This is a genomic window from Azotobacter vinelandii CA (assembly GCF_000380335.1).
GTDB classification, from domain to species: domain Bacteria; phylum Pseudomonadota; class Gammaproteobacteria; order Pseudomonadales; family Pseudomonadaceae; genus Azotobacter; species Azotobacter vinelandii.
The window spans coordinates 3,856,766-3,870,698 of the sequence record NC_021149.1 but is presented as its reverse complement, the minus strand read 5'-3'; the positions used below and the strand labels follow the sequence as shown (position 1 = coordinate 3,870,698).

At 68.1% G+C, this 13,933-nt stretch carries 12 protein-coding genes; 9 read left to right on the top strand and 3 right to left on the bottom strand.

Annotation, left to right across the window (positions count from 1 at the left end; genetic code table 11):
* Positions 1-2 precede the first annotated feature (2 nt).
* The 9 genes from zapE (at position 3) to AVCA_RS17345 (ending at position 9,180) form a co-directional block, all read left to right on the top strand.
* Positions 3-1,085 carry a cell division protein ZapE gene (gene zapE / locus AVCA_RS17385; protein WP_012702341.1) on the top strand — a complete coding sequence of 361 codons (1,083 nt, stop codon included), beginning with the start codon at positions 3-5 and terminating at the stop codon, positions 1,083-1,085.
* A gap of 63 nt (positions 1,086-1,148) precedes the next feature.
* Positions 1,149-1,988 (top strand): IclR family transcriptional regulator, encoded by an 840-nt coding sequence (locus tag AVCA_RS17380; RefSeq protein WP_012702340.1) that lies wholly within the window; start codon positions 1,149-1,151, stop codon positions 1,986-1,988.
* A gap of 191 nt (positions 1,989-2,179) precedes the next feature.
* Positions 2,180-3,049, top strand: a complete 870-nt coding sequence (locus AVCA_RS17375; RefSeq protein WP_012702339.1) for a CoA transferase subunit A — start codon at positions 2,180-2,182, stop codon at positions 3,047-3,049.
* Positions 3,046-3,828 carry a CoA-transferase subunit beta gene (locus tag AVCA_RS17370; protein ID WP_012702338.1) on the top strand — a complete coding sequence of 261 codons (783 nt, stop codon included), beginning with the start codon at positions 3,046-3,048 and terminating at the stop codon, positions 3,826-3,828. Before AVCA_RS17375 ends, AVCA_RS17370 begins: the two co-directional genes overlap by 4 nt.
* Entirely contained in the window at positions 3,825-5,030 is a 1,206-nt protein-coding gene (gene pcaF / locus AVCA_RS17365; RefSeq protein WP_012702337.1) for a 3-oxoadipyl-CoA thiolase, read from the top strand. Before AVCA_RS17370 ends, pcaF begins: the two co-directional genes overlap by 4 nt.
* A gap of 232 nt (positions 5,031-5,262) precedes the next feature.
* Entirely contained in the window at positions 5,263-6,615 is a 1,353-nt protein-coding gene (locus tag AVCA_RS17360; RefSeq protein ID WP_012702336.1) for a 3-carboxy-cis,cis-muconate cycloisomerase, read from the top strand.
* A 292-nt stretch (positions 6,616-6,907) separates the two neighbouring features.
* Complete coding sequence (gene pcaD / locus AVCA_RS17355) at positions 6,908-7,696, top strand: 3-oxoadipate enol-lactonase (RefSeq protein WP_012702335.1); 789 nt, start codon at positions 6,908-6,910, stop codon at positions 7,694-7,696.
* Between the two features lie 161 nt (positions 7,697-7,857).
* Entirely contained in the window at positions 7,858-8,250 is a 393-nt protein-coding gene (pcaC, locus tag AVCA_RS17350; RefSeq protein ID WP_012702334.1) for a 4-carboxymuconolactone decarboxylase, read from the top strand.
* A gap of 63 nt (positions 8,251-8,313) precedes the next feature.
* Positions 8,314-9,180, top strand: coding sequence for a DMT family transporter (locus AVCA_RS17345; protein ID WP_012702333.1), 867 nt, complete (start codon positions 8,314-8,316; stop codon positions 9,178-9,180).
* 182 nt (positions 9,181-9,362) lie between these two features.
* On the opposite strand, the gene AVCA_RS17340 is transcribed toward AVCA_RS17345, so the two are convergent.
* The 3 genes from AVCA_RS17340 to AVCA_RS17330 all read right to left on the bottom strand — a co-directional run bounded on the left by AVCA_RS17340 (position 9,363) and on the right by AVCA_RS17330 (position 13,774).
* Positions 9,363-10,196, bottom strand: coding sequence for an aldo/keto reductase (locus AVCA_RS17340; protein ID WP_012702332.1), 834 nt, complete (start codon positions 10,194-10,196; stop codon positions 9,363-9,365).
* A gap of 521 nt (positions 10,197-10,717) precedes the next feature.
* Entirely contained in the window at positions 10,718-11,980 is a 1,263-nt protein-coding gene (locus tag AVCA_RS17335; protein WP_012702331.1) for an OprD family porin, read from the bottom strand.
* 537 nt (positions 11,981-12,517) lie between these two features.
* Positions 12,518-13,774 (bottom strand): OprD family porin, encoded by a 1,257-nt coding sequence (locus AVCA_RS17330; RefSeq protein ID WP_236616400.1) that lies wholly within the window; start codon positions 13,772-13,774, stop codon positions 12,518-12,520.
* Between the last annotated feature and the right edge of the window lie 159 nt (positions 13,775-13,933).

Sequence of the window (13,933 nt, the reverse complement as noted above, 5' to 3'; positions counted from 1 at the left end):
TCATGCTCCGGCCGGCGCCCGCTCAGGCGGTGCGCCGGCACTTCGCACAGCGACTGGCGGCGTCCGGCTTTCAGGCCGACGCCGCGCAGTCGTTCGCGCTCGATGCGCTGGCGGACTGGCTGGAAACATTGCCGGGCGGCAGGCGCGGCTGGTTGCGCCGGCCCGCCGGCGGCTTCTATCTGTGGGGCGGGGTGGGGCGCGGCAAGAGCTTCGTCATGGACTGCTTCTTCCAGGGCGCGCCGCTGGCGGCCAAGCGCCGGGTGCATTTCCACGCCTTCCTGCAGGAGTTGCAGGCACGCCTGCTCGCCCATGCCGGGCAACCCGATCCGCTGGCGCGGGTCGCCGCGGAACTGGCCGGCGAGGTGCGCCTGCTCTGCTTCGACGAGTTCCACGTGCACGACATCGGCGACGCCATCCTCCTCGGTCGTCTGCTCGAAGCCCTGCTGCGGGCGCGGGTCGGCGTGGTGGTCACCTCCAACTACGCGCCGGCATCGCTGTGCCCGAACCCGTTGCATCACGAGCGTTTCAAGCCGTTCATCCGCGTGCTCGAAAGGCACATGCGCATCGTCGAACTGGACGGCGGCGTCGACTACCGCTCTCGCGGCGGCGGCCACTGGGGCCAGTACCACTGGCCGGAGTCGCCGCAGAGCCTGCTGGACTGGCGGCGCGAACTGGGCCTGGGCGCGCCGGCGGCGCCGCTCCAGGTCAACCGGTTGAGCCTGGCGCCGCTCGGCCAGGACGCACGCAGCCTCTGGCTGGACTTCGCCGCGCTGTTCCCGGTGCCGTCCTCGACCCGCGACTACCTCTGGCTCTGCGAACGCTTCGAGCGCATCGCCATCAGCGGCCTGCCTTGCCTGGACCGGCATTCGCCGGACGTCCGGCAGCGCTTTTTGAATTTCGTCGACATCGCCTACGACGCCGGCACGGAGCTGCTCCTGAGCAGCCGGACGAGCCTGGACGAGCTGTGCCGCGAACGGCCGCACGAGGACTTCGCGCGCACCCGCAGCCGCCTGGCCCAGCTCCGCCCGCAGGCCCTGGGCGACCACGGGATGCTCAATTGTGATCGGCCGGCCGCCGGTCGATAATCGAGCATTCCGAATTCGCCGCCCGTGCCATGGCTCCGGGGGCGAGCCAGTCAAGGAGACCCCATGAGTGAGTCGCGTCAGGCCGTGCCCACCCTTGCGCCGCCGCCCTATATTTCCCCCGCCAAGCGCATCGAGGCCCTGAGCGGCGATCCGAATTTCATGACCTCCCTGGCTCGCGGCCTGGCGGTGATCGGCGCCTTCCAGGAGCGCAAGCGCCACCTGACCATCGCCCAGATCAGCCACCGCACCGAGATTCCGCGCGCCGCCGTGCGCCGTTGTCTGCATACCCTGATGAAGCTCGGTTTCGCCACCACCGACGGGCGCACCTATTCGCTGACCCCCAAGGTACTGACCCTCGGCCACGCCTACCTGTCCTCCACGCCGCTGGCGGTGTCCGCGCAGCCCTACCTCGATCGCATCAGCGAACAACTGCACGAGGCCTGCAACCTGGCCACCCTGGAAGGCGAGGAGGTGCTTTACATCGCCCGCTCGGCGATACCGCAACGGCTGATCTCGGTCGACCTCAGCGTCGGCAGCCGACTACCGGCCTACTGCACCTCGATGGGCCGCGTGCTGCTCGCCGCGCTGGACGACGTCAGCCTGCAGGAATACCTGGAACACGCCGACCTGCTGGCCAAGACCAGCCGCACCCTGCACAGCCGCGAGGCGCTCTGGGAGTGCCTGCAGCAGGTGCGCCGGCAGGGCTGGTGCATCGTCGACCAGGAGCTGGAGCAGGGCCTGCGCTCGCTGGCGGTGCCGGTCCAGGATTCCTCGGGACGGGTACTGGCGGCGATGAACGTCAGCACTCACGCCGGGCGCGTGACCATCGCCGAGCTGGAAAAGCGCTACCTGCCGATCATGCTGGCGGCCAGCCGCGACCTGAGCGCCCAGTTGTTCGCCTGAACCGGCGGCGGGACACGGGCCCGTGCCCCGCCGCCGGCGTCTTTCCGCTCGCTCGATAGTCTCCTTACAATGCGTTCGATAAACGAACGGATTGGCGATTATCGGATTGTTACGCCATGCGCTTGCTCGTAACGTGGCTCTAAACCGCGCCGCTTCCGGCGCCGCCGATCCCCGACGAGAGCACTTACGAAATGGCCGAAATCCTCACCCTGCGCGAAGCGGTACAGCGCTTCGTCAACGACGGCGACACCCTCGCCCTCGAAGGTTTCACCCACCTGATCCCCAGCGCCGCCGCCCACGAAATCATCCGCCAGGGCAGGAAGGACCTGACCCTGGTGCGCATGACCCCCGACCTGGTCTACGACCTGCTGATCGGCGCCGGCTGCGCGAAAAAACTGATCTTCTCCTGGGGCGGCAACCCCGGCGTGGGCTCCCTGCATCGTCTGCGCGACGCGGTGGAGAAGGGCTGGCCGCAACCGCTGGAGATCGAGGAGCACAGCCATGCCGACCTGGCCAACGCCTACGTGGCCGGCGCTTCCGGCCTGCCGTTCGCGGTATTGCGCGCCTACGCCGGCTCCGACCTGCCGAAGGTCAACCCGCTGATCAGGAGCGTCACCTGCCCGTTCACCGGCGAGGTGCTGGCCGCGGTGCCCTCGGTGCGCCCGGACGTCACCGTGATCCACGCGCAGAAGGCCGACCGCAAGGGCAACGTGCTGATCCAGGGCATCCTCGGCGTACAGAAGGAGGCCGCGCTGGCCGCCAGGCGCTGCATCGTCACCGTCGAGGAGATCGTCGACGACCTGAAGGCGCCGATGAACGCCTGCGTCCTGCCGACCTGGGCGCTGAGCGCGGTCTGCCCGGTGCCCGGCGGCGCCCACCCGTCCTACGCCCACGGCTACTACGAGCGCGACAACCGCTTCTACCAGGACTGGGACCCGATCGCCCGCAGCCGCGAGGGCTTCACCGCCTGGATCGACGCCTTTATCCGTGGCACCGCCGATTTTTCCGCCTTTCAAGAAAAGATGGGGCAGGCCAGACTGGCCGCCCAGGAGGCCGAATGATGAATTACTCCACCAATGAAATGATGACTGTCGCCGCCGCCCGCCGCCTGGGTAACGACAGTGTCTGCTTCGTCGGCATCGGCCTGCCGTCCAAGGCCGCCAACCTGGCGCGCCTGACCCACGCCCCGGACGTGGTGCTGATCTACGAATCCGGCCCGATCGGCGCCAAGCCTTCGGTGCTGCCGCTGTCCATCGGCGATGGCGAACTGGCCGAGACCGCCGACACCGTGGTGCCCACCGGCGAGATCTTCCGCTACTGGCTGCAGGGCGGGCGCATCGACGTCGGTTTCCTCGGCGCCGCTCAGGTCGACAAGTACGGCAACATCAACACCACGGTGATCGGCGACTACCACCAGCCCAAGGTGCGCCTGCCGGGCGCCGGCGGCGCGCCGGAGATCGCCGGCAGCGCGAAGAAGGTGCTGATCATCCTCAAGCAGTCGCACCGCACCTTCGTCGACAAGCTGGCTTTCATCACCTCGGTCGGCCACGGCGAGGGCGGCGACCACCGCAGGCAGCTCGGCCTGCCGGGCGCGGGGCCGGTGGCGATCATCACCGACCTGTGCATCATGGAGCCGGAGGCTGGCACCAACGAGTTCGTCGTCACTTCCCTGCACCCTGGCGTGACCCGCGAGCAGGTGATCGAGAACACCGGCTGGGCGATCCGCTTCACCGATAAGGTGGCGGTCACCGAGGCACCGAACGAAACCGAACTGACCGCCCTGCGCGAGCTGGAAGCCCGCACCGCCGCCGCCCACGGGCAGGCCGGAGGTGAGGAATGAGCCGCGACGTCTTCATCTGCGATGCCGTGCGCACGCCCATCGGCCGCTTCGGCGGCGGCCTGGCCGGCGTGCGCGCCGACGACCTGGCCGCCATCCCGCTGAAGGCGCTGCTGGCGCGCAACCCGCGACTCGATCCGGCCGCCGTCGATGAGGTGTTCCTGGGCTGCGCCAACCAGGCCGGCGAGGACAACCGCAACGTGGCGCGCATGGCGTCGCTGCTCGCCGGCCTGCCGGAGACGGTGCCGGGGGTGACACTCAACCGCCTGTGCGCCTCGGGCATGGATGCGATCGGCACCGCCGCCCGCGCCATCGCCAGCGGCGAGATCGAGCTGGCCATCGCCGGCGGCGTGGAGTCCATGTCGCGTGCGCCCTTCGTGATGGGCAAGGCCGACGCCGCCTTCTCGCGCAACATGAAGATCGAGGACACCACCATCGGCTGGCGTTTCGTCAACCCGTTGATGAAGCAGCAGTACGGCGTGGACTCCATGCCGGAAACCGCCGACAACGTCGCCGACGACTACCGGATCGGCCGCGCCGACCAGGACGCCTTCGCCCTGCGCAGCCAGCAGCGCGCGGCGGCGGCCATGGAGTCCGGCTACTTCGCCGAGGAGATCGTCCCGGTGGTCATCAAGACCAGGAAGGGCGAGACGCTGATCGACACGGACGAGCATCCGCGCCCGGACACCAGCGCCGAGGCGCTGGCCAGGCTCAAGCCGGTCAACGGCGAGGGCAAGACGGTTACCGCCGGCAACGCCTCGGGGGTCAACGACGGCGCCGCGGCGCTGATCCTGGCCTCCGCCGAGGCGGTGCGCAAATACGGCCTGAAGGCCCGCGCCCGGGTGCTCGGCATGGCCAGCGCCGGGGTCGCGCCGCGGATCATGGGCTACGGCCCGGTGCCGGCGGTGCGCAAGCTCCTGCAGCGCTTGGAGCTGAGCATCGACGCCTTCGATGTGATCGAACTCAACGAGGCCTTCGCCAGCCAGGGCCTGGCGGTATTGCGCGACCTGGACCTCGCCGACGACGATGCGCGGGTCAACCCCAACGGCGGCGCCATCGCCCTCGGCCACCCGCTGGGCATGAGCGGCGCGCGCCTGGTGCTGACCGCCCTGCATCAACTGGAGAAGTCCGGCGGCAGCAAGGGCCTGGCGACCATGTGCATCGGCGTCGGCCAGGGGCTGGCGCTGGCCATCGAGCGCGTCTGAGCCTGCTCGGGGCCATCGTAGGGTGGGTAACCGCGTAGCGTTACCCACCAGGAGGCGGGTGATGGAAAACGCCGGCGCGGTTTTCCACCCTGCGAAACGGCAACGGCGCAATGGGTAAGGTGGATAACACCGTGGGCTTGTCCACCATGGTGGATGGCTTCGGCCATCCACCTTACAGCTGGACTGCCTCTGGGCCGTATTGCCATCGTTTTTTGTTTCAGGACGAATCGACGTGAGCAACCAACTCTTCGATGCCTACTTCACCAGCGCGCCGATGCGCGCGGTGTTTTCCGACCGCGGGCGGCTGCAGGGCATGCTCGATTTCGAGGCCGCGCTGGCGCGAGCCGAAGCGGCGGTCGGGCTGATTCCCGAGGCCGCCGTGGCGCCGATCGCCGAGGCCTGCGTGGCCGAGCGCTTCGATGTCGCCGCCCTGGCTCTGGCCATCGCCACCGCCGGCAATTCGGCGATTCCGCTGGTCAAGGCGCTCGGCCGACGGATCGCCGCCGTGGATGCCGACGCCGAACGTTACCTGCACCTCGGCGCCACCAGCCAGGACGCCATGGACAGCGGCCTGGTGCTGCAACTGCGCGCCGCCGTCGCGCTGTTCGAAAGCGAGCTGGCGCAACTGGCCGAAGACCTCGCCGTGCAGGCCGAGCGCCACGCCGACACGGCGCTGGCCGGACGCACCTGGCTGCAGCACGCCACCCCGGTGACCCTCGGCATGAAGCTCGCCGGCCTGCTCGGCGCCGTCACCCGCCAGCGCCGGCGGCTGGCCGAGCTGAAGCCGCGCCTTCTGGTCCTGCAGTTCGGCGGTGCCGCCGGCACCCTGGCGGCGCTGGGCGAGCAGGCCCTGCCGGTTTCCGAGGCGCTGGCCCGCGAACTCGACCTGGGCCTGCCCGAGCAGCCCTGGCATACCCAGCGCGACCGCCTGGCCGAGTTCGCCGGCTGGCTGGGGCTCTTGGCCGGTACTCTCGGCAAGCTCGGCCGCGACCTGTCGCTGCTGATGCAGACCGACGTCGGCGAAGTGTTCGAGCCCTCGGCGCCGGGCAAGGGCGGCTCCTCGACCATGCCGCACAAGCGCAACCCGGTCGGCGCCGCCGTACTGATCGGCGCCGCCACCCGCGCGCCGGGGCTGGTCGCCACCATGCTCGCCGCCATGCCCCAGGAACACGAGCGCAGCCTCGGCCTCTGGCATGCCGAGTGGGAAACCCTGCCCGAGCTGTGCTGTCTGCTTTCCGGCGCCCTGCAGCAGGCGCGCCTGCTGTTGCCGGGACTGGAGGTGGATGCCGCGCGCATGCGCGAGAACCTCGACCTGACCCGGGGGCTGGTGCTCGCCGAGGCGGTGAGCATCGCCCTGGCCCGGAAGCTGGGCCGCGAGCGTGCTCATCATCTGGTCGAGCAGTGTTGCCGCCAGGCCATCGCCGAGGGACGCCACCTGCGCGCCGCGCTCGGCGCCGATCCCGAGGTGAGCGCCGAGCTGTCCGCCGCCGAACTGGAGCGCCTGCTCGATCCGTCCCATTACCTAGGCCTGGCGCAGCGCTGGGTCGCCCGTGCGGTGGCCGAACACCGCGCCACCCACTGTTAGGGTCTGTTGACGTTTTGGCGTAGGCCGCGACGGAGGCCCGTTTGGCGCAGAACAAGGAACGAGGAGAGAAGTTTGGTCATTCCAAATGAACGACGAGCGACGCCGTGCTGCGCCAAACGGGCCCCGTCCCTACGGGTTGCGCGGCAAATGCCGCCATGCGGCGTTGCGGGTCTTGGCAAGGGAATGACCATTGCCGGCGACCCGCGCCTTGCCGAACGCGGCCCGGCCTGGCGGCATTTGACGCGGCAACGCGGCTCACGCCAAAACATCAACAGACCCTAAGGAGCTTCCAATGCCGACCGTGCAACTCGCCGATGGCGCACTGAACTACCAGATCGACGGCCCCGCGGGTGCGCCGGTGCTGGTGCTGTCCAACTCTCTGGGCACCGAACTGCGCATGTGGGACGCCCAGGTCCCGGCCTTCGCCGGGCATTTCCGCGTGCTGCGCTACGACACCCGCGGCCACGGCGGGTCGCTGGTCAGCCAGGGACCCTACAACGTCGAGCAACTCGGCCGCGACGTGCTGGCGCTGACCGATGCCCTCGACATCCGGAGGTTTTCCTTCTGCGGCCTGTCCATGGGCGGGCTGATCGGCCAGTGGCTGGGCATCAACGCCGGCGAGCGCCTGCACAAGCTGGTGCTGTGCAACACCGCGGCGAAGATCGCCAGCGACGAGGTCTGGAACGGCCGCATCGATACGGTGCTCAAGGGCGGCCGGCAGGCCATGCGCGACCTGCGCGACGCCACCATAGCGCGCTGGTTCACCGCGGAGTTCGCCGCCGCCCGGCCGGACAAGGTCGAGCCGGTCGTCGGCATGCTGGCGTTGACTTCGCCCGAGGGCTACGCCGCCAACTGCGCGGCGGTGCGCGATGCCGACTTCCGCGAACGGCTCGGCGTCGTCGCCGTGCCGACCCTGATCGTCTGCGGCACCCGGGACGCGGTGACCACCCCGGAGCATGGTCGCTTCATGCAGGAAAACATTCCGGGCGCGGAGCTGGTCGAGTTCCCCGTCGCGCACCTGTCCAACGTCGAGGCCGGCGAGGCCTTCACCGAGGCGGTGCTGGATTTCCTGCGCAAGTAGGCTCGGGCGTAGGCTGGACAACGCGCGCAGCGCTTGTCCAGCAAAGGCCACGGTGGGCAAGGCTGCGCCGTTGCCCAGCCTGCGAAAAGGCCAAGCCCGCCACCATGATCATCGGGCCAGCCGCCATGGGCGAGCCGGCCGAACCTCTCACGGAGCCAGCAATGGACGAGAAAGAACGTTATGACGCCGGCATGCAGGTGCGCCGTGCGGTGCTCGGCGACGCCCATGTCGACCGCAGCCTTAAGAACCTGACGCCGTTCAACGAGGAGTTCCAGGAAATGATCACCCGGCATGCCTGGGGCGACATCTGGACCCGTCCGGGCCTGCCGCGCCACACCCGCAGCCTGATCACCATCGCCATGCTGATCGGCATGAACCGCGAGGGCGAGCTGAAGCTGCACCTGCGCGCGGCCAGGAACAACGGCGTGACCCGCGACGAGATCAAGGAAGTGCTGATGCAGAGCGCCATCTACTGCGGGATTCCCGCGGCCAACGCCACTTTCCACCTGGCCGAGTCGGTGTGGGACGAACTGGGCGTCGAGTCCCTGGCGTGATCCGATGGGCATGGACGCCCCCATGCCCCGAACAGGGCGCTTTACTATCGAGAGCCCTCCTGGATGAGCCTATCCCGCCCGCTCATGGGCATCCTGCTGAGCTGTATCGCCGTGCTGGCCTTCGCTTCCCACGACAGCCTGGCGAAGCAGCTCGCCGCTTCCAACGGCGTATTGATGGTCCTCTGGGTACGCTATCTGTCGCAGAGCCTGCTGCTCGCCGCCTGGCAACTGCCGCGCCACGGCTGGCGCGTGCTGCGGGTCAACTGCCCGGGGCTGCAACTGCTGCGCGGGCTGTCGCTGCTGTCGATCAGCCTGTTCTTTCTTTCCGCCTTGAGGCTGCTGCCGCTGGCCGAGGCCACCGCCGTGCACTTCATCGCGCCGCTGCTGGTGATCCTGCTGGCGATGCCGCTGCTCGGCGAGCGCGCCAATCCCGGCCAGTGGCTGGCGGTCGGTGTCGGCTTCCTCGGCGTGCTGATCATCGTCCGTCCCGGCGGCGGACTGCTCACCCCGGCCATGCTGCTGCCGGTGGCGTCGGCCACCTGCTACGCGCTCTACCAGTTGCTGACCCGGCGCATCGGCACCCGCGACAGCGCCGGCGCCACCAACCTGGTCACCGGGCTGGTCGGCGCGACCGGCATGACCCTGCTGCTGCCGCTGTTCTGGCAGGGCCTGCCGCCCTGGCCGCAACTGCTGGCCATGGCCGCGCTGGGCGCGATCGCCGTCGGCGGGCACATGCTGCTGACCATCGCCTTCCAGTACAGCTCGCCGGTGTCGCTGGCGCCGTTCAGTTACCTGCAGATCCTCTTCGCCGTGCTGCTCGGCCTGCTGCTGTTCGACCATGCGCCGGATAGCGGCGCCCTGCTGGGCATGGGCGTCATCGCCCTGAGCGGCCTGGGCAGCGCCTGGCTGCAGGCGCGGCGCCACCTGTAATCCGCGCAGGCCGGCAAGAAGAGCCGTCCCCGGCCCTTCGTTTCTCTCGTGGCCATCCTGCCGCTCGATCCCCTACGCAACGCCTGTGCCCGGCCTTCCGGGGGCGAAACGCGGTATGGAGGCGCCCGGTCGAATGAGAGACCGCTGCCTGGCCCAGGGCGACGGCCGAGCTGGGGGAGAGGTCATTCGTCGAAGGGGTCCCAGCGCGGGGCGAAATCGGGGCTGACCAGGCGCTGGTTCTTCGGCAGGGCGTCGATCAGGGCACGTTCCCGGTCGTTCAGCGTCACCTTGAACGCGTCGAGGTTGATGCGCTGGTTGGCGACGCTGGCGGCCTTGGGAATGGCGGCGACTGCGGGCTGGTCGAGCAGCCATTTCAGGGCGATCTGCGCGGGCCGGGCCTGGTGCCTGGCGGCGATGTCGCGGATTTCCGCCACCTCGGCGATGCGATTGCGGGCCAGCGGGCTGTAGGCGATCAGCGCCATGCCGTGCTGGCGGACGTAGTCGAGCAGGCGCCGCTGGCCGAGCAGGACATGGTATTCCACCTGGATGGCGGAGAGCGGTGCGCCCAGTTCCTCGACGGTCCTGCGCAGCAGCGGCAGCGGGAAGTTGGCCACGCCGATGTGCCGGGCCTTGCCTTCCTCGCGCAGGGCGACCAGGGTTTCGATGCTGCGCGGCAGGTCCCAGTCCTTGCCCGGCCAGTGGATCATGAACAGGTCGACCCGGTCGGTGCGCAGGGCTTCCAGGCTGCGCTGTAGCGAAGCGCGCATGGCTGCCGGCTGCAACCGGTCCCACCAGACCTTGGTGGTCAGGTGCACGCTTTCGCGGGGCACCGGCGAGCGCTCCAGGGCCAGGCCGACGGCCGCCTCGTTCTCGTAGGCGGCGGCCGTGTCGATGTGCCGGTAGCCCAGCTCCAGGGCGCTCAGCACGGCTTGCGTGCATTCCTCGCCGAGCATCGGCCAGGTGCCGAGGCCCAGCTTCGGCAGGACCAGCTTGTCGTGGGTGACGATGGTTTGCATCCGTTCTTCTCCCCGAGTCGTTGCGTTCGTCGTGCGGTGGTTGCGTGCCTGGCCCGCTGTCTGGCGATCCGCCTGCGGGCCATGATTTCTAATATTCTGGAACTCTGTTCCGATAGTAATGTGGGAAAGCGGTCAGGCCAAGCGCGGCGGGTTTCTGGTGTTCGAGTTGATTGCCATTGTTCAAGGGGCGGCTCCGTGCCTGGCGGAGCGGGCATCGGGCGGGGATGTCGGCGTGAACCGATCTGGAGTGGGCGCGACAGCCGAATCCTTTTCGTGACGGGCCCCGGAGGGAACCCCGGCGTAGCCGGGGCCGGATTTCCTGCCTGCTGATGCGCCGCGGCAAGAATAGGTCGCCGTGCAAGGCGAACCCCGTAGCCTCCGTCGAGGAAAGCGTCACGATTTCGCACCAAGCGGTGGGGCCGCCCAGGTGGGGCTGCCGAGGTGGGGCCGCCCAGGTGGGTCGCCTTTTCCTCGGCTTCCAGTGCTTTTTCGAATCCGGGGCTTGGCGGGGCCGGCGCGTCTCAGAACAGCGAGATCGGGTAATTGATGACCACGCGATTCTCGTTCCAACTGGTGTTGGTGCCCCAGTTGGCACGTTTGGTCGAGTTACGCAGGCGGACGGTGAGGTTCTTCAGCGAGCCGCTCTGGAAGACGTAGGCCAGTTCGTTCTCGCGGCTCCAGGTTTCGCCGTTGGTCGCGCCGTCCCTGTGCACGTTCCGGCCGTCGATGTAGCGGCTCATGAAGGTCATGCCGGGAATGCCGAGGCCGGCGAAGTTATAGTCGTGGCGGATCTGCCAGGATTCTTCCTTGGGATTGTTGTAGGGGCCGGCGTAGACATCGTTGGGCAGGGGATCGGCGCTGGTGCCGTTGACCTGCAGCCAGCGGTCCTTGCCGGTGAGTTTCTGGTAGGCGAAGGTGAAGGTGTTGCTGCCGGTCCTGAGGGCGAAGCGGCCGAAGAAGGTCTTGTTGTCCAGGTCGCCGGCGAAGGCCTGGCCGTCCTCCTCGCCGTCGAAGAGCCCCAGCTTGGCGTTGAACGATGCGTCGCCGCCCAGCGGCTGGGTATGGCGGATCTCGAAGTAGCGCTGCTTGTAGAGGTCCTCCAGTTGTGCGAACCAGGCGCTGAGCATGGTCCTGCCGTCGTTGAAGCTGTATTCGATGCCGCCGAAGTTGAAGCGGTCGGAGCTGTCGCGGCTGCTGATGCCGTCGAGGGTCATGTCCTGCATGCTGGCATCGTTGCGCGGGCTGGTCTGGCGCATCTGTCCTGCATGGATGGTCACATTCTTGATTTCCCTGGAGGTGAGCATGCCGCCCTGGAAGGTCTGGGTCAGGCCGCGTCCGTCGTCCGAACTCAGGATGGGCAGCACCGGATTCCACTCGCCGATCTTGATCTCGGTATTGGAATAACGTGCCTTGAAGGCGACGCCGAAGCGGCCGAAGTCGTCAGCCGGCTTGTTGCCATCGTGCGTGGGCAGCAACTGGGTGCCGTAGGTACCCCTGCCGCCGTCGAGCTTGACCGACCAGAGCCCGAGCAGGTCGATGCCGAAACCGACCGGGCCTTCGGTGAAGCCCGATTGCACGTTCAGGATAAAGCTCTGGGTCCACTCCTCGGCCTTGCCGCGAGTGGCCCCGTGATCGTAATCCCGATTCAGATAGTAGTTGCGCAGGTTCAGCGTGCCCTTGGCATCTTCGAAGAAGGCGGCATGCAGCGCGCCGGACGGCAGGGCGGTGGCCAGCGCGAAGGGGAGTGCGATTCGGCAAGGCTTCGCGCGCCGAACGGTGGACATTCTCATTGTTTTTATTCCTGAACAGGTGATTTCCGGGCATGCGGGCGCCCCTCCGCCAGGGCGGACGTCTACATGGTGGGGGCTTGGATGCTGTGGCTATCGCCGGGACGGGTCGGGCATGGGGATGGAGCCTCGAAAGTCTTGTTGTTGTTATCGAAAGCGTCCCGGTCGTGCGCCGGGCCGCTCGGAGCATCGGCCTTCGGGGCGATCCCGAGGGCGATGTGGCGATGCTAGTAACAAAAGCTTTCAGCAGCCTTTCATGAAGTTTTCGCCGCCTGTTCGCCGATTGGCGGCGTGGATTCGCAGTCGTTCCGGATCGGCGGCGGAGGCGCGCCGGCGTTTTCCGGCGCGATTGCTGGATCGAGCAGGAGGCGGCCCCGCAGCCGCTGTCCTCTCACACCACCTTGCCGGGTGTGTAGAGGACTAAGTCATCGGCTCGCCACCACGGCGATCCGAACCGCGTCATGTCTGGCGCACGCAAAAAAAGACCCGCCGTGACGGCGGGTCAAACCTCTCGCAGAAGGCAAGCGGTGACGGTCAGAACAGCGACAGCGGGTACTGGATGATCAGGCGTTGCTCGTTGAACTGGTTGTCGCTGCCGTAGTCGCGACGCATGGTGGTGTTGCGCCAGCGCAGCGTCAGGTTCTTCGCCGCGCCGCTCTGCACCACGTAGGCCACTTCGCTCTCGCGGCCCCATTCCTCGCCGTCGTCGACGGCGCCGACGTGGATGTTCTTGCCGCTGATGTAGCGGGTCATGAAGGTCAGCCCCGGCATGCCCAGGGCGGCGAAGTTGTAGTCGTAGCGTAGCTGCCAGGAGCGTTCGCGGGCGTTGTCGTAGCTGGAGTTGTAGCTGTCGTTGGCCAGGGTGCCGCCGCTGGTGCCGTTGACCCGCAGCCACTTGCTGTCGCCGCTGATCCGCTGCAGGCCCAGGTAGAAGGTGTGCGCGCCGGTCCGGAGCGAGAACAGCCCGGACAGCGCCTTGTTGTCCAGATGGCCTTCGAGCGCCTCGCCGTCGTCCTCGCCGTCGAAGTAGCCGATGTTGGCGCCCAGGGTCCAGTCGCCGCCCAGCGGCTGGCTGTGCTGGAGCTGGATGTAGCGCTGCTTGTAGATGTCCTTCAGGCGCGCGTACCAGACGCCGACCAGGGTGCGCTTGCCGTTGAAGCTGTATTCGAGGCCGCCGAAGTCGAAATCGTCGGAGGTGCGGTCGCTGGTGTAGGGACTGGTGCCGAACAGGGTCATCTCCTCCATGCTGCCGTCGTCGCGCGGGCTGTTGCCGGTGATGTGGCCGGCGTGGAGGGTGAGGTTCTCGATTTCCTTCGAGGTGAGCATGGAGCCGCGGAAGGTCTGCGGCAGCGAGCGGCCGTCGTCGGAACGCAGGATCGGCAGTACCAGCGCCCATTCGCCGGCGCGCAGTTCGGTTTCCGAGAACTTCAGCTTGCCGGCCACCGCCAGGCGGCCGAACTGGTCGGCGGGCTTGCCGTCGTGGTCGAGCGGCAGCAACTGGGTGCCGCCGGTGCCCTTGCCGCCGTCGAGCTTGACGGAGTAGAGGCCGAGCACGTCGAGGCCGAAGCCGAGCGGGCCCTCGGTGTAGCCGGACTTGAGGTCGAGGAGGAGGTTCTGGGTCCATTCCTCGGCCTTGCTGCGGGTGGCGTTGTCGCCCTTGAAGTTGCGGTTGATGAAGAAGTTGCGCAGGGTCAGGGTGCCCTTGGCGTCTTCGACGAAACCTGCGGCATGCGCGGCGAGGGGCAGGGCCAGGAGCGCGCCGAGGGTCAGGCTTGCGCCGTCGCGCGCCATCGACAGCGGGTTGCGTGAAGTCATTGCGGTTCTCCGTGATTCTTGTAAGGCATGGCCCTCTCCTCCGACCGGACACGGAATGGTGGGGGAGTGGGGTGATGGAGGAGTGACGGCGCGCCGGATCAGCGCGGATGTACCGGGAAATGGCGGCGATGCGGA